Source organism: [Ruminococcus] lactaris ATCC 29176 (assembly GCF_025152405.1).
Classification (GTDB): Bacteria; Bacillota; Clostridia; order Lachnospirales; family Lachnospiraceae; genus Mediterraneibacter; species Mediterraneibacter lactaris.
In genome coordinates this window covers 984,779-1,005,519 of the sequence record NZ_CP102292.1, presented here as the reverse complement: position 1 = coordinate 1,005,519, position 20,741 = coordinate 984,779, and the positions used below count along the sequence as shown (strand labels likewise).

The 20,741-nt window shown below is 41.8% G+C and carries 22 protein-coding genes, 1 tRNA gene, 3 pseudogenes and 1 other annotated feature; of the genes and pseudogenes, 4 read left to right on the top strand and 22 right to left on the bottom strand.

Going from position 1 to position 20,741, the window contains the following annotated elements; genetic code table 11:
* Positions 1 to 234: 234 nt before the first annotated feature.
* The 4 genes from metA to NQ541_RS04655 all read right to left on the bottom strand — a co-directional run bounded on the left by metA (position 235) and on the right by NQ541_RS04655 (position 3,605).
* A complete protein-coding gene (gene metA, locus NQ541_RS04670; RefSeq protein WP_005609619.1) occupies positions 235 to 1,155 on the bottom strand; it encodes a homoserine O-acetyltransferase MetA in 921 nt (306 codons plus the stop codon).
* Complete coding sequence (locus NQ541_RS04665) at positions 1,133 to 2,512, bottom strand: AI-2E family transporter (RefSeq protein ID WP_005609617.1); 1,380 nt, start codon at positions 2,510 to 2,512, stop codon at positions 1,133 to 1,135. The genes metA and NQ541_RS04665 overlap by 23 nt, the downstream gene beginning before the upstream one ends.
* 183 nt (positions 2,513 to 2,695) lie before the next feature.
* Complete coding sequence (locus NQ541_RS04660; protein ID WP_005609615.1) at positions 2,696 to 3,019, bottom strand: DUF1540 domain-containing protein; 324 nt, start codon at positions 3,017 to 3,019, stop codon at positions 2,696 to 2,698.
* A 70-nt stretch (positions 3,020 to 3,089) separates the two neighbouring features.
* On the bottom strand, positions 3,090 to 3,605 hold the full coding sequence (locus NQ541_RS04655) for an SEC-C metal-binding domain-containing protein (protein ID WP_005609613.1): 516 nt from the start codon (positions 3,603 to 3,605) through the stop codon (positions 3,090 to 3,092).
* 181 nt (positions 3,606 to 3,786) lie between these two features.
* Here NQ541_RS04655 and NQ541_RS04650 point away from each other — a divergent pair, with 181 nt between their 5' ends.
* Complete coding sequence (locus NQ541_RS04650) at positions 3,787 to 4,002, top strand: hypothetical protein (protein ID WP_005609611.1); 216 nt, start codon at positions 3,787 to 3,789, stop codon at positions 4,000 to 4,002.
* Positions 4,003 to 4,005: 3 nt separating this feature from the next.
* Here NQ541_RS04650 and NQ541_RS04645 read toward each other — a convergent pair whose 3' ends face one another.
* Both NQ541_RS04645 and NQ541_RS04640 read right to left on the bottom strand, forming a co-directional pair.
* Positions 4,006 to 4,161 carry a hypothetical protein gene (locus NQ541_RS04645; RefSeq protein WP_005609609.1) on the bottom strand — a complete coding sequence of 52 codons (156 nt, stop codon included), beginning with the start codon at positions 4,159 to 4,161 and terminating at the stop codon, positions 4,006 to 4,008.
* 189 nt (positions 4,162 to 4,350) lie between these two features.
* Positions 4,351 to 5,631, bottom strand: a complete 1,281-nt coding sequence (locus NQ541_RS04640) for an adenylosuccinate synthase (protein ID WP_005609608.1) — start codon at positions 5,629 to 5,631, stop codon at positions 4,351 to 4,353.
* A 222-nt stretch (positions 5,632 to 5,853) separates the two neighbouring features.
* On the opposite strand from NQ541_RS04640, the gene NQ541_RS04635 reads away from it, so the two are divergent.
* On the top strand, positions 5,854 to 6,075 hold the full coding sequence (locus NQ541_RS04635; protein ID WP_023922340.1) for a hypothetical protein: 222 nt from the start codon (positions 5,854 to 5,856) through the stop codon (positions 6,073 to 6,075).
* Positions 6,076 to 6,201: 126 nt separating this feature from the next.
* Here the strand turns inward: NQ541_RS04635 and NQ541_RS04630 are convergent, their stop codons facing one another.
* From NQ541_RS04630 to NQ541_RS04615, 4 genes and pseudogenes are all read right to left on the bottom strand, one after another.
* Entirely contained in the window at positions 6,202 to 7,869 is a 1,668-nt protein-coding gene (locus NQ541_RS04630) for a glutamine--tRNA ligase/YqeY domain fusion protein (RefSeq protein ID WP_005609606.1), read from the bottom strand.
* 56 nt (positions 7,870 to 7,925) lie between these two features.
* A complete protein-coding gene (locus tag NQ541_RS04625; protein WP_005609605.1) occupies positions 7,926 to 8,657 on the bottom strand; it encodes an NUDIX domain-containing protein in 732 nt (243 codons plus the stop codon).
* Positions 8,638 to 9,048, bottom strand: coding sequence for a hypothetical protein (locus NQ541_RS04620; protein ID WP_005609604.1), 411 nt, complete (start codon positions 9,046 to 9,048; stop codon positions 8,638 to 8,640). Before NQ541_RS04620 ends, NQ541_RS04625 begins: the two co-directional genes overlap by 20 nt.
* Positions 9,049 to 9,262: 214 nt before the next feature.
* Positions 9,263 to 9,757, bottom strand: a pseudogene (locus NQ541_RS04615) (transposase); the annotation flags it as partial.
* Between NQ541_RS04615 and NQ541_RS13125 the strand changes: the two are divergent.
* Positions 9,689 to 10,189: pseudogene (locus NQ541_RS13125) on the top strand (ATP-binding cassette domain-containing protein); the annotation flags it as partial. The pseudogenes NQ541_RS04615 and NQ541_RS13125 sit on opposite strands and share 69 nt — an antisense overlap.
* Here the strand turns inward: NQ541_RS13125 and NQ541_RS13120 are convergent.
* From NQ541_RS13120 to NQ541_RS04595, 3 genes and pseudogenes are all read right to left on the bottom strand, one after another.
* Positions 10,188 to 10,421 (bottom strand): annotated as a pseudogene (locus tag NQ541_RS13120) (site-specific integrase); the annotation flags it as partial. The pseudogenes NQ541_RS13125 and NQ541_RS13120 sit on opposite strands and share 2 nt — an antisense overlap.
* 125 nt (positions 10,422 to 10,546) lie before the next feature.
* On the bottom strand, positions 10,547 to 11,182 hold the full coding sequence (locus tag NQ541_RS04600; protein WP_005609600.1) for a 2-hydroxyacid dehydrogenase: 636 nt from the start codon (positions 11,180 to 11,182) through the stop codon (positions 10,547 to 10,549).
* Between the two features lie 78 nt (positions 11,183 to 11,260).
* Positions 11,261 to 12,604 carry an MATE family efflux transporter gene (locus NQ541_RS04595; RefSeq protein WP_023922327.1) on the bottom strand — a complete coding sequence of 448 codons (1,344 nt, stop codon included), beginning with the start codon at positions 12,602 to 12,604 and terminating at the stop codon, positions 11,261 to 11,263.
* A gap of 218 nt (positions 12,605 to 12,822) precedes the next feature.
* On the opposite strand from NQ541_RS04595, the gene NQ541_RS04590 reads away from it, so the two are divergent.
* Positions 12,823 to 13,281 carry an Lrp/AsnC family transcriptional regulator gene (locus NQ541_RS04590; RefSeq protein ID WP_005609597.1) on the top strand — a complete coding sequence of 153 codons (459 nt, stop codon included), beginning with the start codon at positions 12,823 to 12,825 and terminating at the stop codon, positions 13,279 to 13,281.
* Between the two features lie 349 nt (positions 13,282 to 13,630).
* Here NQ541_RS04590 and NQ541_RS04585 read toward each other — a convergent pair.
* The 9 genes from NQ541_RS04585 to NQ541_RS04545 form a co-directional block, all read right to left on the bottom strand.
* Positions 13,631 to 13,703, bottom strand: a tRNA-Thr gene (locus tag NQ541_RS04585).
* Positions 13,704 to 13,801: 98 nt separating this feature from the next.
* The gene (dtd, locus tag NQ541_RS04580) at positions 13,802 to 14,248 is read right to left on the bottom strand and encodes a D-aminoacyl-tRNA deacylase (RefSeq protein ID WP_005609594.1); all 447 of its coding nucleotides are present in this window, start codon (positions 14,246 to 14,248) and stop codon (positions 13,802 to 13,804) included.
* On the bottom strand, positions 14,245 to 15,099 hold the full coding sequence (locus NQ541_RS04575) for a CPBP family intramembrane glutamic endopeptidase (RefSeq protein WP_005609593.1): 855 nt from the start codon (positions 15,097 to 15,099) through the stop codon (positions 14,245 to 14,247). The genes dtd and NQ541_RS04575 overlap by 4 nt, the downstream gene beginning before the upstream one ends.
* A 21-nt stretch (positions 15,100 to 15,120) precedes the next feature.
* Positions 15,121 to 15,741 (bottom strand): sigma-70 family RNA polymerase sigma factor, encoded by a 621-nt coding sequence (locus NQ541_RS04570; RefSeq protein WP_005609592.1) that lies wholly within the window; start codon positions 15,739 to 15,741, stop codon positions 15,121 to 15,123.
* Positions 15,742 to 15,767: 26 nt separating this feature from the next.
* Positions 15,768 to 16,565, bottom strand: a complete 798-nt coding sequence (gene rlmB / locus NQ541_RS04565) for a 23S rRNA (guanosine(2251)-2'-O)-methyltransferase RlmB (RefSeq protein ID WP_044940146.1) — start codon at positions 16,563 to 16,565, stop codon at positions 15,768 to 15,770.
* A complete protein-coding gene (locus tag NQ541_RS04560; RefSeq protein ID WP_005609589.1) occupies positions 16,552 to 17,037 on the bottom strand; it encodes a Mini-ribonuclease 3 in 486 nt (161 codons plus the stop codon). The genes rlmB and NQ541_RS04560 overlap by 14 nt, the downstream gene beginning before the upstream one ends.
* Positions 17,022 to 18,428 (bottom strand): cysteine--tRNA ligase, encoded by a 1,407-nt coding sequence (cysS, locus tag NQ541_RS04555; RefSeq protein WP_005609587.1) that lies wholly within the window; start codon positions 18,426 to 18,428, stop codon positions 17,022 to 17,024. Before cysS ends, NQ541_RS04560 begins: the two co-directional genes overlap by 16 nt.
* Complete coding sequence (gene epsC / locus NQ541_RS04550; protein ID WP_005609586.1) at positions 18,415 to 19,110, bottom strand: serine O-acetyltransferase EpsC; 696 nt, start codon at positions 19,108 to 19,110, stop codon at positions 18,415 to 18,417. The genes cysS and epsC overlap by 14 nt, the downstream gene beginning before the upstream one ends.
* A gap of 58 nt (positions 19,111 to 19,168) precedes the next feature.
* Positions 19,169 to 19,389: a binding site (T-box leader), on the bottom strand.
* 131 nt (positions 19,390 to 19,520) lie between these two features.
* Complete coding sequence (locus NQ541_RS04545) at positions 19,521 to 20,726, bottom strand: GNAT family N-acetyltransferase (RefSeq protein WP_005609584.1); 1,206 nt, start codon at positions 20,724 to 20,726, stop codon at positions 19,521 to 19,523.
* Between the last annotated feature and the right edge of the window lie 15 nt (positions 20,727 to 20,741).

The following is a 20,741-nucleotide window of genomic DNA, read 5'->3' as shown; positions in this document are numbered from 1 at the left end:
CATGTACTATACATAATTTCTATGATGTCAGGGTCAAAAGGTCTGAAACCACGTGTGCTTGCACACTGGTGATAGAATGACCTTTTGACCCCAACATCAATTTCTATCAGAATAGTAAAAATGTATCCGGGGTATCACATTTGCAGAAAATTGTTCCTATATAAAAATAGCACCCTGCATGATGCAAGGTGCCGTAAATAAGTATAACTATAAATTTTATATGTTTTTCCGCTTTTAAAACGGTGTGCCATACAGATCATACGGCGTTACCTGATATACGTAATAATTCAACCAGTTAGCATACAGATTATTTGCATGGGCTCTCCATGTCAACATCGGCTTTTTGGATGTATCATCTCCCGGATAATAATTTTTCGGAATAACCGGATTTAATCCCTTTGCCGAATCTCTTTTGTATTCTGCATCCAACGTCATCCTGTCGTACTCAGGATGTCCCATGACAAAGATCTGACGACCATTCTGTGCCATACACATATACACTCCCGCCTCGTCTGAATCAGCCAGGATTGTGATACGTTCATCTGCCTCCAAAAGATCCTGCGGAACTTCTGTATGTCTTGAATGTGGTGCAAGGAACATATCGTCAAACCCTCTCACGATCGGAATCTTACGGTTTCTTACACGATGCCAGTACAGACCGGAACGCTTTTCAGGAAGCAGTACCTTGTCAATTCCATAATGATAGTAGATCCCTGCCTGGGCTCCCCAGCACAAATGGAGCGTAGATACAACATTCGTCTTCGTCCACTCCATGATCCCTTTCAGTTCTTCCCAGTAATCCACGTCTTCAAACGGCATCTGCTCCACCGGAGCTCCTGTAATGATAAATCCGTCAAATTTTTTATTTTTAATATCTTCAAACGCTTCATAAAACTTATAAATATGACTGGTGGATGTATTCTTGGATACATGGCTTGTCACCCTCACAAATGTCACATCCACCTGCAGCGGTGTATTTGATAACGCCCGCAGAATCTGCAACTCTGTATCTTCTTTTAAAGGCATCAGGTTTAACAACCCGATACTGATAGGTCGGATATCCTGATGTGCTGCCCTGAATTCATCCATCACAAAAATATTCTCCTGCTCAAGGATCTCCTTTACAGGTAAATCATTTTGTACTCGAATCGGCATATGGCTCATCTCCCTTTTCTTTTAATATATTTTCCTCCATATGTACATAAGATCCGTCTGCCTGTACATATCCCTGCTCATCATAGCTGTCGGTATCTGTAGGAAGCTGCTTTTTTCTCAGTTTTCGATTCACAACCATACTGATGATATAATAAATCACTGCAAATGTAGGTACTCCCAGGAGCATACCCGGGATTCCAAATAATCCTCCTGCGATCAGGATAGAAAATACAACCCAGAATGCAGAAAGTCCAGTTGAATTTCCAAGGATCTTTGGTCCAAGGATATTTCCGTCAAACTGCTGAAGCAAAATAATAAAAATAACAAAATAAACTCCCTTTACCGGATCTGCAAGAAAGATCAGCAACGCACTTGGAATCGCCCCAATATAAGGTCCGAAAAATGGAATGACATTCGTCACACCTACAATTACACTGACCAACAGCGTATATGGTATATTTAAAATCGACAGCCCGATAAAGCAAAGTACTCCAATAATTGCAGAATCAATGATCTTACCAATAATAAATCCACCAAAAATCTCATTACTTTTGCTTCCGACATGCAAAATCAGGTTCGCCTTTGTCGGTCTGAAAATTGCATAAACGAGCTTCTTTGCCTGGCACATGAACTTTTCTTTACTGAAAAGGACATAAATGGACACGATCATTCCAATGATAAAATTCAGGATTTCACGTACCATCAGAATCACCCCTGCAGTAAGCTGCGTCATCCATTCATTCACTTTATCCATCAGATCTGTCCGCATCCAATTCTGGATAAAAGTCGTTGCCTCTTTCATCACATTTTCAAGGATCTTACCGACTGTGGAATCTGAGGAATGCATTTCATTAAATGCTTTTACAAAACGGTTCATCTGACTCGGTACATTGACGATCATATCCCGGATACTGGTATAAAGCTGTGGAATCATCATATTCAGCAAGGCTACAATTACCGCCACAAGCAGAACCAGTGATACTAAAATTCCCACTCCTCTTGAAAAAGTTTCTTTCCGTTTCATCTTCGGACATTTTTTTTCAAAAAACGGAACTAATTTACTGTCAATCACCTTGACGATCGGATTCAGCAGATATGCGATCGCCAGTCCGTAAATAATCGGTTTCGCAACCGATAGAAATGACTTCACTGCATACGATATCTCGCTCAGACGCAACAACGCAAAATAGAATAAAATGCATGCCGCCACCACAAAGAACATCGCCATACTTTTAATTACCTGCTCTTTAAAATTTGAAGATCTTTTCTGAGCCGAAAGTAACTGTTCCTTTGGTGAAAGCACAGTGTCCGACTTATCATATTCAGGAAATTTTTCCCCGGCTTTCTTTTCCTCCATCTTTTTCCTTCCTTTCCTTTACGCATATGTAGATTATAACGCGGCTGACCTATAAGAGTCAACCGCTGAAAAAGGGCATATGAAAAAGCAAAATTCTTTCACATACCCTTTCAGGATCACCATACACTTCATTCCATGACCGGTAATCTCTTCTGATTCATTTTATCTTTCCTTTTTCAAATATTAGCGGCACTGGAAAGTCGCACACTCTGTGCCTTCACAATGACAGGCATCACTGCCTTCCACACTGATCTTTCCTGCATGACACTGACAATCCTCATTATACATACATTCTGTTGCCTTACAGTCAACACTACAAAGATCAGAAGGAGACCGGTCTGAAACTGCTGCATTCATATAACTGCCTTCTTTTCTCTCCTGAAAGCTGTCGCAACAGGTCTCCTGTGCAGTCTTTGCAGTATCTCCTCCCACCTGAATCTTGTCCAAATCGCACAGGAACTTGTAGTTGTGCACACATGTCTGTACCGTACATTTTAAATCCGGCATACTGATTACCTCCTCTTATTTACAGAATCAGTATCAGTATGCCGGACTTTAGAACATTTTATACATTTTTTTATGCATTCTTTCCACAGCAATATTTATATTTCTTTCCACTTCCACATGGACAAGGCTCATTTCTGCCGATCTTTTTAGCCTTACGGACTGTGCCTGACTGCTTCTGCTCACGATACAGCTTTTTCTTTGTATCAGCATCAAAGATCTTATCCCACTGCGGCAGTTCATACAGCCAGTCAGCTTTTGCATCTACCATGTTCTTGTAAAGCATCTCTTTATCAAAAACTAAAGTAACATCTGTATTCTCATCCATCGTCTCGATCGGGTTCGGAACTTTCAGACTGTCATTAATTCCATCCAGGAATCCTACCATCGTCATCACGTCCTGACCATATTTCTCTGCGAGTTCCTTTACAGTTCCTCTTACTTCCTCTTCCGGATTGTCAAGAAGCTGCTCATATATTTTTTTCTCAATCGTAAAATATCTGCTCCAGAATGTCTCCAGTTCATTCTTGGAAAGATTTCTGTCATACGCCATATCACGCCACTGATCTAATAAACTTTTTTCGCTCATTGTATATTGCTCCTTTGTCTCTAAATAAATAATTCGAATTCAATCGCTTATTCATTATATAACAATTTCCGTTTGCCGTAAACTGTTTTTTTGTGTATACTGAATATAGTTGATCCTTTTATTTTCAAAAGGAATCGCTCATTACACGATAATTGATTTTTATTTTTAGAAAGGTTCTACAATGAAAAAGGCAAAACGTATTCTGGCTCTGATCGGTGTCATATTTCTTGTCGCCATGTATCTTAGTACTCTTATCTTTTCACTGATCGATTCACCGCTCGCTTCAGATCTTTTGAAAGGTTCGGTTGCAGCCACCATTCTTGTACCTGTCGTTCTTTACGGATTTGTTCTGTTCTCCCGCCTTTTCGGGAATGACCATGATGACAGAAATGATTAGCTCTCAGACATAAAAGATATCTGCCAGTTTCAATGCACTGGCAGATTTTTCTCTCCAGCCCTCCCAGACCGTCTCCGGTTGCCTTACTACTTGTCTTTTCTTCAGGTATTCTTCCATTGATATGATGTCTATCGGTTTTTCCTCACTGTTCTTACGCATCGGTCTACCTCCTCTTATCAGATTGCCGGATCAAATTCAAATCCCCGGCTTTATATTATATTTCACTCTCTATTAAAATATGATTCAAATAATGTTAGATAAAAGTTAAAACAGGGAATATCTCTGCTCTCCGGCACAGATATTCCCTGCTTTTATTATAGATTCATATGCTTTTTGTTATAGAAATTCTTATTTATTACGGTAAATAATGTCATCTCTTCCCGGTCCGTTACTGATCATCGTGATCGGATATTCAATCTCTTTCTCAATGAATTCAATATATTTACGGCAGTTTTCCGGAAGATCTTCATACTTTTTAATACCGCGGATATCTTCTTTCCATCCTGGAAGAACCTTATACACTGGTTTTGCTTTCTCAAGAAGATGTGTCACCGGAAATTCTTTTGTAACCTCTCCGTCAATTTCATAACCTACACAAACCGGAATCTCATCCAGGTAACCAAGTACATCAAGTACCGTAAATGCTACGTCTGTTGCTCCCTGCATTCTGCAGCCATACTTGGATGCAACACAGTCAAACCATCCCATTCTTCTCGGACGTCCTGTTGTAGCACCGAACTCTCCGCCGTCACCGCCGCGTCTTCTCAGCTCGTCCGCCTCATCACCAAAGATCTCACTTACAAATGCACCTGCACCTACAGCACTGGAGTATGCCTTGCAGACTGTAACAATCTGCTTGATCTCATATGGCGGGATTCCTGCACCGATTGCACCATATCCGGCCAGTGTGGAAGAAGATGTAACCATCGGGTAAATTCCATGATCCGGATCTTTCATAGATCCCAGTTGTCCTTCAAGTAAGATCGTCTTTCCTTCTTTCAGTGCCTCATGGAGGAACAGAGATACATTCGCTACATATGGCTCCACCATTTTTTTGTATTCCATCAGTTCGTTATATAACTCATCAGGATTGATCAGCGGTTTGTGATATAAATGCTCAAGCAGTACATTCTTCTGCTCTGCCACACGTACAACTTTTTCCTTCAAAAGTTCCTCATCAAACAGCTCACTTACCTGAAATCCGATCTTTGCATACTTATCTGAATAAAACGGAGCAATACCGGACTTTGTAGAGCCGAATGACTTTCCTCCAAGTCTTTCCTCCTCATATGCGTCAAAATTCTTATGATAAGACATTACCATCTGTGCTCTGTCGGATACAAGAATCTTCGGCATCGGAACGCCCTTTTCTACAACAGACTGTACTTCTGCGAAAAGACGCGGAACATCCAGTGCCACACCATTTCCAATGATGCTGGTCGTATGACCATAGAAAACTCCTGACGGCAGTGTATGCAGTGCAAATTTCCCGTAATCATTCACAATCGTATGGCCTGCATTCGCACCACCCTGAAAACGAACAATAATATCAGCCTCTCTGGCGAGCATATCTGTAATTTTGCCCTTTCCTTCATCGCCCCAGTTCGCACCAACTACTGCTTTTACCATTTCAAACCCTCCTGCGTATGTCGCTTGTCAATATTTATGAGCGGTACTTATAAATTCTACCACCTTATGAATTATACTATACTTTTGCAGGGATGTAAAATATTATTTCTCTTTTTTTTACATTTCCTCTTATTGTAATCCCTCTGAAAAAGTATTAAAATGAAAATCAGCCTGATTACAGGTCATAAAGCAGATTATCTCATCAGAAAGGAGACCCCGGAATTGAAAAAGGGATTTAAAGTATTTTTGACACTTGCAGCCATTGGTTCTTTTATCGGTTTTATTCTTGCATACTTTTGCAAGTCTTCAACCAAGCAGGATATGGAATCTCTGGAAAATGAAGAAACTGATTTTACAGAAGATTTTAGTCTTGACGGAGATCTGAAACCGGTCTCTGATCGTGGATATGTCTCCCTTACCAAAGAGACTCAGGAAGGGAACTGACAGATAAGATTCTTTGCCACCATGGTTTAAAAGGTTCACGAAACTATTTACCATTTCCCCACAATATCAAACAGCCCTGCTGTTCCGGTTCACCGGCTCGGCAGGGCTGTTTTCTACTCTTTTTATTTATTTTGGAAGTTTAAATGAACTCTTCAGTGAAACAATCCTGTTAAATACCGGATATTCTGCCGTAGAATCCTTCGCATCGATGCAGAAATATCCATTTCTTACAAACTGGAAACTGTCATAAGCCTTTGCATCTGCAAAACTTGGTTCTACATACGCATCCTTTATTACAGTAAGTGAATTCGGATTCAGATTCAGTGAACCGTCTTCTTTATTGTATACACCTTTTTCCTCATCTACAAGATTCTCATAAAGTCTTACCTCTGCTTTCTGTGCATAAGGTGCCGGAACCCAGTGGATCGTTCCCTTTACTTTACGTCCTGTGAATCCGCTTCCTGCTTTTGTCTCCGGGTCATACGTGCAGTGAATTTCCGTTATATTGCCGTTTTCATCTTTCACAAAGCTCTCACACTTAACAAAATATGCATGCATCAGACGAACTTCATTTCCCGGGAACAGACGGAAATACTTCTTCGGCGGCTCTTCCATAAAATCTTCCCGCTCAATATAAAGTTCACGACAGAACGGAACTTTTCTCTGTCCCAGTTCTTCGTTCTCAAGATTGTTCGCAACATCCAGATACTCAACCTGTCCTTCCGGATAATTGTCGATTACCAGTTTAATCGGATCAAGCACTGCCATCATACGTGGACGCTTCATCTTCAGATCCTCACGGATACAATACTCAAGCATCGCATAATCTACAGAACTCTGGCTCTTGGATACTCCACATAATTCAATAAACATTTTGATAGATTCCGAAGTAAAACCACGTCTTCTCAGAGCTGCAATAGAAACCAGCCGTGGATCATCCCATCCGTCTACGATTCCGTCTTCTACCAGTTTCTTAATATAACGCTTTCCAGTTACAACATTTGTCAGATATAACTTTGCGAACTCGATCTGCCTTGGAGGATTCTCGAATTCACACTCTCTTACGACCCAGTCATACAACGGTCTGTGATCCTCAAACTCCAGGGTACAGATAGAATGAGTAATTCCCTCGATTGCATCCTCGATCGGATGTGCAAAATCATACATCGGATAAATGCACCATTTATCTCCCGTATTATGATGCGTCATGCGGGCTACTCGATAAAGGATCGGATCACGCATATTGATATTCGGTGATGCCATATCAATCTTTGCACGGAGAACCTTTTCTCCATCCTGATATTTTCCCGCACGCATATTTTCAAATAATTCAAGGTTCTCTTCTACAGAGCGGTTACGGTATGGACTCTCTTTTCCAGGCTCTGTCAGAGTTCCACGATATTCTCTCATCTGCTCTGCTGTCAGGTCACATACGAATGCTTTTCCCTTTTTGATCAGTTTTACAGCACACTCGTACATCTGGTCAAAATAATCTGACGCAAAATACAGATGCTCTCCCCAGTCTGCCCCAAGCCACTGGATATCTTCCTTAATAGACTCAACGAACTCCGTCTTTTCCTTTGTAGGATTTGTATCATCAAAACGCATATGGAACGTTCCGCCATACTTCTGTGCAAGACCATAATTCAAAAGAATTGATTTTGCATGTCCGATATGCAGATATCCGTTCGGTTCCGGCGGGAAACGCGTACATACGTGATCGTAAACGCCTTCTGCCAGATCTTTATCTATTTCCTGCTCTATAAAATTCTTTGAAACAGCTTCGTTCTCCATCTTATCCTCCTAATAACCTATAACATTCATGAAGAATATCTTATCACAAAACCGTTCTATCCACAAGTACAAGAATTTTTTCGGATCCTCTGCCGAACCACTTCCAATGCCTGCGTAATGATCGCTGCATGATCTACTGCGACCATCCCGCCTTCTTTTACTTTATATTTCCGTTCTCTTACCAGCCCCTGCCGCTCTTCTTTGCAGATCACCGCCCCGATCTTCAGCCCTCGATCCTCATTTTCCAGTTCCAGTGAAAAATCTTCTTTTTTTATCACCGCTGCATCCGTCGTGACATCCCTCGATTCCCCTTTTTTTAATTTCACAGTAAACCATGCCGCATCCGCTGCATCATCCCCTGCTTTTACCCGCACTTCTTTTTCATTCACCAGGGAAAAATAAGCTGTCGTTATCACTCTTGCCCTCGGATCTCTCTGATAATCTCCATAACAGGCAAACTGCTCCACCGGAAGTCCTTTCACCCCGGTCTCCTCCTCCAGTTCCCTTCGTGCCGTATCTTCCAGATTCTCATACAATTCCACAAATCCGCCGGGCAATGCCCAATATCCGATACTTGGATGATTCTTCCTGCAGACCAGAAGTACTTTTAATGCATCCGTATCCGGCTTTTCACCTGCATAAGAAAATAAGACCATATCCGTCGTCGCACAGGGATTTTTATACTGATACGGATCATACTCCTTCAGAAATTCTTCCAGCGTCTGTCCTTTTTCATTCTTCTCACCTGTTCCGTAAAAGCTGGAAATATCATCCAAAAATGATGGCATTCTCCTCATCCTCTCTTTCTTCTCTCCATCTCTGATACAGTGCTTTCTCCCGCCTCTTTCTTTCATTCCGTTCAAAGAACCGGCTCATCTCTGCGATCATACCTGAGAGATAAAAGCACTCTTCCAGGTCAACTGAAGGATTATTTTCCCGGACATCATAATACTGGATCCCGATCAGTTTCCGATTTGCCTCTTTCCAGTCCCTGTCCAGGATCTCAAGCAGATACTCCACATCCTCTGCTTGCACGCATAAGAATAATTCGATATTATTCTTCATCCTGTCAAAAATCCCATAAAAATACGGTGGACTCGTCTCCATTTTCCAGATAAAATCCAGTAAATGTTCCAACGTATCCTTCAGTCCCAGCAATTCCACTTTCTCATATTCCATATTTTCCCTTTCCGAGTAACTTATGCTCTTTCAGGAAACACCTTTGATTTTCTTTAGTATAACATCCTGCCATAAAGAAAGCTATCACTATCTGCGTGTGCAACAAAATGTGAAATTTCTTTTTGCAGGTTGTGTAACCTGCTGAGCATACGCTTTCTCTCCCCGGACTCCTCCGGGGATCTGCTTATCTTATCCGGAGTTTCTGACCGACTTAACAGAAGTGACCGTTGATGTACATCTGTTGGATTGCCTGATTCGAAGCAGCATGCGTAGGCATGGAGCCATAGGCAGCCTTATAAGGATCATAGCTTTTATCAAGGTTGTTTGCCTTTGCAAAAGCCTTTAACTGTTTGATAATACGGTTTGCGTATTTTGGATTATTTTCCATAACCCATGCTTCAATGCCGGAGGTATCGAAGATTGTCATGTCAGCAAGAGCCGGATTCAGTTTTTGGCAGATCGGTTCGGTCAGATCAACAAGATGATCGAACATAGATTGTAAGTCCAATAAGAAATCCTGTTTAAAGCGAGTGAATTTTGAACCATCTGGTACAACATCAAAGCCACAGAAGTCACGCAGTTCCTGAGAGTATTTCAAGAACACAATCAGGAGCGTGTCAGCCGGAATTGAGAAAATACGCTGGAGCAGAAGTGCTTTGAGCATTGGATAAAGCTGGTGGATGTACAAAAAAGGGATAGGGAGAAAGATGCAGTCAGAGGATTCACATTCACATTTACATTTACATTTACATTTACATTTACATTTACAAATGGAGTCTATGGTTTGTTGGGGGAAAATGGAGCAGGAAAAACAACATTAATGCGGTTGATTTGCGGAATTTTACAGCCGACAAACGGAAGCATTACCTGTGATAATATCCGTATATCGGATATGGGCACAGAATATCGCCGGTTATTGGGATACTTGCCACAGGATTTTGGATATTATGGAGATTTTACCGCAGTTCGTTTTTTGAATTATATGGCGACTCTGAAAGCACTTCCGAGAGATTATGCAAAAGGAAGGGTAGAGGAATTGTTGGAATTGGTTGACTTGAAGGATGTCAAAAATAAAAAACTCAAAACATATTCTGGTGGGATGCTCCGAAGAATCGGTATTGCACAGGCTCTTTTGAATGATCTCCACCATTCAGTTTCAACTTATAAGTTACACTGTTATGACGAAAACTGTGAGATACAATCGGTGGGAGATTATAGTCCATATATTCGTCACCCGGGATTTCTTTCATTTCATCCTGCTCAGCTTTCCAGTCTACCAGCATATTTGCGACACTCTTCGGTAAGAATATCTTACGCACACTGCTTTCTGTTTTCCGTGTTTTCAGAATATGGATTGTAGCGTTCTTCTTATGAATTCTATTGTTTATGTTATTCCCGCTGTATCGGAAGAAGATATCAAAGCACTGACTTATTGATTATAATTATATTTTTTCACTCTGCAAACCCAGAAGTTATACCCTCACTTTACTGCCAGATCCTATAGACCTGATACAACATTGATCGGATTCCCTTCCATAAACTGCTTTATATTATCCGCCAGAATAGAAACCAACCGCTGTCTTGTCTCAAGTCCTTTCCAGCCCATATGTGGCGTCAAGAGGACTTGATCCATAGTATAAAGAGGGCTGTTCTCTTCAGGTGGTTCAGTTTCCTGAACATCAAGTCCGGCTCCTGCAATCGTACCATTTTCCAATGCTTCTATAAGAGCAGTCTCATCAATAAGTGCACCTCTTGAAGTATTAATGATAAATGCTGAGGGTTTCATAAGTGATAAAGACTCTTTGTTTATCATATGTTTTGTACTTTCCGTCAATGGACAGTGCATAGAAATATAATCACTATTCTTGAGTAATTCCTCAAGCGATACATAGTGGATCCCCTTCTCATCCTCTCTCGGTGTCCTTGTATATACAAGTATGTTCATATCCAAAGCCTGTGCGATCTGGATAACTTTTCTGCCAATGTGTCCTGCACCTATAACACCAAGTGTTTTTCCGTTTACCTCAACATGCGGAATCTGAAGATTTCTGGTAAAATTGTCATGATTTCCGCATGCCAGTATCATCATATACTGTAACATCAGAAGATAAAACGGAAAAATCCAACTTTCCATCAAAATTCATTTTCTTTGCATTCAATACCACACATTTGTCGTTCATACTATAAATTTCTCCTTTTAAATTAATTTAGGCTATCGGGATTGCACCTCTTTATCAGTCTGCCATGATCTCCGAAGAGCCACATAGGATATTAAAAAATTTGCAAGCCAACCTGCCGGTACAGCAAGCCAGACAAATACAATACCAAAACGCGGTGCACAAATCAAAGCAACCGACAGGCGGATTGCCAGATTCACCATATTTGCAATAAGGAACGGACGCATGATTCCAAGACCACGAAGAACCCCATCGGTTGCCATTTTGATTCCCATAAAGATGAAGAAGTAACCGATCCATCTCATATAACCCTCGGCTACCTGATAAGCCAGGGCAGTTCCATCTTTACCAAGGAATAACGAGGAAATCTGAGTATGCAATGTTTCAATAACTATAAAAGCAAGAACTGCAAAACATACATCTAACACCAGTGCAGCGTGATATCCTTTTTTGATCCGTTCAATTTTCTTTGCACCAAGATTCTGGGAAACATATGGGGAAACCGCATTGCCAATGGATACAAAAATCAATGAAAAAACATTCTCTACCCGCATCGTCGCCGCATACCCCGCAAGTGCCTGTGTACCGAAAGGATTTACAACAGCCTGTACGATCATCATACCGATAGACACTGTAGACTGCTGAAGAACCGAAGGGACAGCAATTTGAAGCATGGAATATAACTTCTGCCTGTCAAACCAATCAAAGCGACTTTTATATCGACGCATCCGGCTGAGGAAAAGAAAAAGTGAAAACACCGCAGAAATCCCCTGTGCTATAAGAGTCGCAAGGGCTGCACCAAACACACCGAGACCAAGTCCGGCCACCATCCAAATATCCATAAAAATATTTAAGATTGACGAGAATACCAAGAGTCCCAGTGGGATTTTTGATTCACCAATGGAAGTGAACATGTTGGAAAGAATGTTATACATAAACAGAAATGGAAAGCCCACAAAATAGACCCGCAGATATAACACTGCATCATTCAGTATATCACCAGGGGTTTGTAATATCCTCATCATCGAATGGGAAAAGCAAAAGCCAAAAACACCAAGGACTATGCTTAGAATTAAAAAGCTAAACAAGGACGTTGACACGATGGTCTTCATTTTTCCATATTCCCTGGCACCGAAATAGCGGCTCACGAGCACACCGGCACCGACACCGGCCCCCAGTGCCACACAAATGAAAACATTGGTCAGTGCTGCACAGGCCCCGACAGCTGCAAGTGCAGAGGAGCCAACAAATTGGCCGACGATGATAGAGTCAGCCATATTGTATATTTGCTGAAAAAAACTGCCCAAAATCATTGGCATTGCAAAAACTGTCAATGCTTTAAGAGGTGTATCTGTGATCAAATATTCATCTTTTGACATTATCATATTCCTCCACAGCCTTTATAATTTCACTTATTCTTTCCTTCACCGGAATTTATCCCATGTATTCAAAACGCAAGTCTCAAATTACATTGCGAAACAATTATATATAGTTACAGCCGCTAAGTCAAGCCAGAGTTTACTTTCAGCAACATAAATGATATGATATTTAAGAAAAATTACTATCCGGAGGATATTATTTTACAGGAGGGACACTTATGTACCTGAACGGTTTAGATGAACTGGATCAGAAGATCATCCAGTTGCTTATAGAAAATGCACGTATTTCCTACTCTGATATCGGTAAAGAAACCGGTATTTCCAGAGTGGCAGTAAAAGCCCGGATTCAGGCTCTGGAGAAAAAAGGCATAATTGAAGAATATACAACTATAATAAACCCTCAAAAGATCAGTGGTGCTGTTTCATGCTATTTTGAAATCGAGACAAAACCAGACCATCTGTCGCAGGTGACAGATATATTATATAATAATGATACCGTCACGCAGATTTACCGTGTCACAGGAAGAGACAAACTGCATGTACATGCCGTTGCTTCATCAAGTGATGAAATGGAACACTTCCTGCACACAGTTATTGATACACTTCCCGGCGTTATCAGCTGCAGCTGCAATACAATCTTATCACGTATTAAAGATATTAAAGGATTACGGCTATAGAAGCCTGCATAAAGGGCAATGAACCATTTCTGATCCATTGCCTTTTACTTTACATACGCTATACTCCATAATTCTGATTATGACAGTATTCACAACCACGCATCTCTGCTACTGGAACAGGAAGTTGATGTGGATACAATCTCACGCAGGCTCGGTCACGCTGACAGCAAAATCACAAAAGAAATCTACCTACACATCACGAAGAAAAAGCAAGAGCAGGAAAATAGTAAGATAAAAGAGATTCAGCTTCTTGCAAAGTAACCTACGGATTTCCTACGGATTGTGATTTTGAGCAAGAAAAATCCCCGGAAACACCGCATTTTCAGGCACTTCCGGGGATTAAGTTCAAAGCTGTCTAGGGGACTTGAACCCCCGACCTCCGCCTTACCAAGGCGACGCGCTACCGACTGCGCCAAGACAGCACATTGCGTCCAAAACCGAACGCAATCATAAATATACACTACTCTGAAAGAAAAGTCAAGAAAATCTCTTATAATTGTTATAATCATTTTCTTACATCTTATAATTTTTCCGAATCAAGGACAATCGTAAACGGTCCGTCATTCAGCAGACTCACTTTCATATCCGCACCAAACCGGCCGGTTTCTACCCATTCCACACTTTCTCTGCATTTTTTAATAATATATTCATACAGGGCATTCGCTTTTTCCGGAGAACCTGCCTCGATAAAACTTGGACGATTTCCTTTTTTACAGTTTGCATATAGTGTAAACTGCGACACAAGAAGCAGACTGCCTCCCACATCTTTCAACGCAAGATTCGTCTTTCCCTGCTCATCTTCAAAAATCCGCAGACCGGTCATCTTCTTTACCATCTTATCTGCGATTTCCTCCGTATCTGATTCTGCCACACCAATCAGAACCAGGTATCCTTTCTCTATCTGTCCAAGAAGTTCACCATCCACCCGGACAGCAGCCTCTGTGACTCTCTGTATTACAAATCTCATATCTTGCTCTCCTGCTTTTTATCTGTATTTACTGTCTTGATATATACAAGCACAATTCCCACAACTGTAAGCGGCACACAGAGGAAAATCAGAAGCCCCAGCATCCAGTCCGGCATAATACTTGATTCAATATCAATCAGTACAGTTCCGAAAAGATTATAGAGCAGATGCATCAGCATAGATGCAAATAGTGTTCCATAACGATACGCTACATATCCAAGTGCCAGTCCGAGAAGCCCTGCATAGATTCCCTGAACTAAATTTTGATGAAAAATGCCGAAGCAGACTGCCTGGATCACATTGGCGATCATCCAGTGCATTCCGGTTCTCCTCAGATATCCCATAATCAGTCCACGGAAGATCATTTCTTCCACCAGCGGAGGGAGAATCAGCGTGCTGACTACCCACATCAGCGAATACTCCGTAATTCCCGAACTATCAATCATTTCCGTATAAGTTTCCATTGCCTGTGGAAATAACTGGTTGATTACTGCCATCACCAGACTCGTCACATGCTGGATTGAAAATGTAAAAACCACGAGGATCAGACACCCTGTTATATCTAACTTTTTTATTTTCACGGACAGGGAATTTTCTGTACCTTTCTGATCCACAAATGCGAAATAGTACCAAAGTCCAAAAATAGCCAGCGGAATCAGATAAACCAGTACAGAATAGAAATTCATATGATCCATCAGATAATCGTAGGTCATATTCACTCCATTTGCTCCCTGAATGATTCCTCCACCGATGGACGCAGATACAGCCAATACGACCGACATTCCATTAAATACTGCCATCGTTAATCCAAATACGAGTATTGCAAAAAAACAATTTTTCCCTTTATTCATTTGTATCTCCTCTGAAAGAGCTTATTCTGATTTGTCAAGCATCTTTTCTGCCTTTGCTTTGATCCTTTGCAGGGCATTATCAATTGACTTCGGACTTTTGCCCAGAAGCTCTGCGATCGTCTTATAATCCGTTCCCATTAAATGCAGATACATCACATGGTTCTCCAAAGGACTCAAAGTATCTTTCAACTGTTCAATAAAAACTTCCGTAAATTTCTTCCCCAAATACAGCACTTCCGGGTCATTATCACGAACCGGCTCAATGGTATCGATCAGAGGGGTTCTTCTTTCCTCTCCTTCCTGACCACTGTCATCATACAGCGATACATATGAATTTAACGGTATGTGCTTTTTTCTTTTTGATGCCTCGATTGCGGAATACATCTGTCTTGACACACAAAGTTCCGCAAAACTCGCAAAAGAAGCTCCCTGATCCGGGTCATAATCCCGGACAGCTTTGATCAGTCCGATCATCCCTTCCTGGATCAGATCTTCGTTCTCCCCGCCAAACAAATACATCGCCCTGGCTTTTTTTCTTACCATTGCTTTATACTTCATCATCAGATGATCCATAATTTCCCGGTCTCCATTACGGAAATCCTTGATAAGCTGCTCATCCGTCACTTTATCATATTTTTCCATCGGTTCTTACTCAAATGCTCCTGCGTCTACTGTCCTTTTATGATTCTCTGCCTTACGATCTCATATGCAAGAACTCCTGCTGCCACCGATGCGTTCAGAGAATTGATCTGACCTTTCATCGGGATTCCTGCTACAAAATCACAGTTTTCTTTTACCAGTCTGCTGACTCCCTCTCCTTCATTTCCGATCACCAGTCCGATCGGTCCTGTCAGGTTCAGATGATACATCGGCTCACCGTCCATATCCGCACAGACAAACCAAAGCCCCTTTTCTTTCAGTTCTTCCATCGTCTTAACCAGATTCGTCACTTTGGCAACCGGAGTATAATTCAATGCCCCTGCCGAAGTCTTTGCAACAGTTGCCGTCAGCCCGACTGCCCGTCTTTTTGGAATGATCACTCCATGTGCTCCTGCAAGATTCGCCGTTCTGATAATTGCTCCAAGATTATGCGGATCTTCGATATTATCAAGGATCAGGATAAAAGGATCTTCTCCCCGTTCCTCTGCAAGTGCAAGCATATCATCAACCGTTGAATATTCATATGCTGCTGCATATGCCACAACTCCCTGATGCTTTCCGGTCTCCGAAATCTGCGACAGTCTCTCTTTTGTTACAAAATTCAACAGGGCATCATGCTTTTTTGCTTCTCTTACAATCGTTCTCACCGGACCATCCTGACATCCATCCAGTACAAATACTTTGTCGATCGGTTTCCCTGACCGGAATGCTTCCAGTACTGCATTTCTGCCTTCAATAACCAGCGTATGGGAATTATCCTGTCCCGTATGATTCTCTGCTTCATGATATCTGCTATTTTCCCGCATTCTTTGCTCCTTCATTTCTTTCTGTATCAAATTTTTCTTCCATGGCCTCCAGTCCGATCGTCACCAGTTCTGTCAGTCTTTCATATTCTTCACTCAGATAAAGATGCCCGATCAGAGCTTCAAAGCCGGTTGCTCTTCTATAGTCCGTGATCGACTGGTTTTTCGCCGGTGATACACTTCTTGCATTCCGCCCCCTCCGGTAAACTGCATGTTCCTCCTCATTCAGATGCTCCTGCATGAACCGCATCATATAGGACTGTGCCGATGCCTGGACATACCGGCTCGTCTCCTCATGAAGACGATGAACCGGCCGGTTTCCTCTTCCGACGACCATCGTCTTTACGATCAGATCAAAGACACAGTCCCCTACATATGCCAGAACCAGTGGTGAACACTGCTTCGGGTCAATCTGCTTCATCCCCGGAATTTTCCTGATAAATGGTTCCAATCCTGTACCTACGCTTTTTTCCATTGTACTCCTTCTCTTGTATCTTTTAAGATGATTCCCTTTGCCAGAAGTTCATCCCTGATCTCATCTGCTCTTGCGAAGTTCTTAGCTTTTCTTGCTGCCTGACGTTCTTCGATCAGTGCTTCAATATCAGATGCAAGGATCTCATCTTCCTTATCCACAATAATTCCCAGAACATCCGTCAGTCTTATAAGACAGTCAAACAGATTCTGCAGATATTCTTTGGAACTTGCTCCGTCAGTTGTCGTATTCATATATTTTACAAGTTCAAATACTGCTGAAATCGCATCCGCTGTATTAAAATCATCATCCATTGCTTTCTCAAAGTTCTCGACATATGCTATCGATCCGGCAAGTTTTTTTCTCTCATCCTCACTCATATCTTCCGTTCTTGCATTATTGATGAGGAATTTCAGGTTCTCTGCTGCTGTTGTAATCCTCTCCAGCCCATTTTTAGCAGCTTCCATCAGTTCTGCACTGAAGTTCAGAGGACTTCTATAATGTGCACTGAGCATAAAAAATCTCAGAACCTGTAGATCATATTTTTCAGAAATTTCTCTTACGGTAAAGAAATTTCCAAGAGATTTGGACATCTTGCGGTTGTCGATGTTCAGGAATCCATTATGCATCCAGTATTTTGCAAACTCTTTTCCATTTGCAGCTTCACTCTGTGCAATCTCATTCTCATGATGAGGAAAGATCAGATCTTCTCCACCGGCATGAATATCAATCTGCTCGCCCAGATATTTTTTAGACATCTCTGAGCATTCGATATGCCATCCCGGACGACCCTCTCCCCATGGAGATTTCCATGCCGGCTCGCCCTCTTTCTTTGGTTTCCATAATACAAAATCCAGTGAATCTTCCTTTTCATCTTCACCGCTTACAAGCAATGCACGTCCACCGGACTGCAGATCATCCAGATTTTTATGGGACAGCTTGCCGTATTCTGCAAACTTTCTTGTTCGGTAGTAAACAGTTCCGTTCTTTTCATAGGCATAACCTTTTTCAATCAGAGTCTCGATCATGCTGATCATTCCGCCAATTTCTTCTGTTGCAAGAGGATTCTTCGTTGCCGGCTGGATATTCATTCCTTCCATATCTTTCTTACACTCTTCAATATATCTTTTGGAGATTTCTTCCGCAGTAACGCCTTCTTCATTTGCCTTTTTAATGATCTTATCATCTACATCTGTGAAATTTGATACAAAATTCACATCATAATTTTTATATTCAAAATATCTTCTTACTGTATCAAATACGATCATCGGTCTTGCATTTCCTATATGAATAAAATTGTAAACCGTAGGACCGCATACATACATTTTTACTTTTCCTTCTTCCAACGGCACAAATTCTTCTTTTCTCTTTGACATCGTATTATAAATCTTCATTTGCTGCGTCTTCCTTTCTTTTCTTCTCTAAGCATTTCATATATTCTACCATATCCTCCAACTGCTTGTGAAGTTGAATATTTTCCTGTTGGAGTTCACGGATATCATTCAGTACCGGATCCGGCAGATGGATCTGATCCATATCGCTTCGCGGAACTTTCTTATTATCCATCTTTACAATTCTGCCCGGCACACCGACCACGGTACAGTTCGGAGGAACTTCTTCAAGCACAACGGATCCTGCCCCGATCTTGGAATTTTCCCCGATCGTAAAAGAACCGATTACTTTTGCCCCTGCACTGACCATAACATTATCTTTTAAAGTAGGATGTCTCTTTCCCTGTTCTTTTCCTGTACCCCCAAGTGTTACGCCCTGATACAAAGTCACATTATCTCCAATGATCGTCGTTTCTCCAATGATCACACCACTTCCATGGTCAATAAAAAGCCCTTTTCCTATTGTGGCTCCCGGATGGATTTCAATCCCGGTCTTTCGTGCAGCCCTCTGGGAGATCCATCTTGCCCAAAAGAAATGCTTTTTCAGATACAGCTTATGTGCGATCCGATAATTCAATATGACTTTAAAACTCGGATAAAGAAATACTTCCATATTCGATTTGATCGCAGGATCACGCTCCCGTATAACCTGAATTTCATCTTTCACATACGATAATATGCTCATTTTCCTCTCTCCTAACACCCTATTCAAAAGTTTAAGAACAACAAAGACTCCGTCTCAAAATAGAGACGAAGTCTTCTCCGCGGTTCCACTCTAATAAAAGAATCCTCTTCTTTCACTTAATACACTTAACGCGTGTCAACGTATCCCGCTACTTACTCTTTCGCAGGATCAACTCCCGGGGGCACTTCACAATCTTCATAACTTAAGGATGCTTCCAGCCGATGACACCCACTCTCTGGCAGCCTGAACATAGCTACTCTTCCCGTTCCTGGTCTTTTTCTTACTCACTTACATGATGTCGGGGCAAAAGCTCCCGACTTTGATGCCTACGGATTGCTCCGTGCTACGCACTCCCACAATCCTACTCACTTACATTATCTTATTCAACTTTTCAGTTTTTGTCAACCGCATTATACAATCTCATTTAAGAAAACCCGGTTCAGTTTACAGATTTTCTCCAGTTCTGCCACCAGCCGCTCTGTTGCCATTACATCCGTCCGCTCTGCGATCTCTCTGATCGGTACAGTTCCAAATAAAAGCTGGGTCAGTGCATCGATCGGAAAAACTCCCTCGGAATCTTCCGTCTCACTCACACAAAGTTTATCTTCTCCCCAGTCACTTTTCATTCTCCATACACCACTGTTCTTCTGAAGCAAAGGATCGATCACCGCAAAGGAGCAGTCTACTTTCTCTTCCTCAGGAACTTTCATCGCAGACAGGAAAGTCGGCAGATGCGTAATCCGCGCCATGATGAGAGGCTTCTCTTCCGTCCTCACGCCATGGACATTTTCCCACAATTCCCGCATTTTCTCCGTACATCCCAGGATCTTCACCAGTTCCTTTTCTCTTCGCAGTTCTTCCACCGCCTCCAGGAATGCATCCTCTTTTTCCTGCAGGATAACCGGTTCAAGGATCTCAAGAATGTCCTCTCTTGCATAAAAGAAGACACCGACTAAATCTTTTTCTTCAAAGATCAGCCGTACTCCACCGGATTCGCTCTGCTGTTCCAGAATTTTGGTCTGATAATATACGCTGTCCCTCACTGTGCAGACTGCCCATTTCGGGGATTCATTTTTTTCAAAAAACGCAGCGATCCTTTCTGCATCTCCCAGTTCGGCATCCCGTGTAACTCTTTCCTGTCTTCCCCTGTCTCTGCTTTCTTTTTCGCCGGTTTTTTTATCTCTTTTTAAGGCAAAGAAAACGTCAGAGTCCAGTTCCATCTGTTTCTGATGATATATATATCGAAAATCATACGGGCTGTAAATTGCTTCTGCTGCCGGCATAAGAAAAGTAAAAGGATGCTTTTTCTTATTTTCCTCTTCCAGTGCCGCGATCAGAAGCTGCCGCATATACCCTCTGCTCCGGTACTCCTTTTCCGTTGCGACTCCGACAATATATTCCGAATCAAAAACCGAATCTTCCAGTTTCATCCGGTATGGATTCTTTTGCAGCATGGAACGGATTGCTCCGTCTTCTTCAACTACATAGATCACATTCTCTTTTGTCCTGATAAAATAATAATAATCTACAAATGTCTGACTGTCTTCCTTGAAAATCTTTTCCCACAAAAATCGGGTCTTTCCATGTTCTGCAGATTCCAGTTTACGGATTTCCATCCTCTTTTCCTCGTC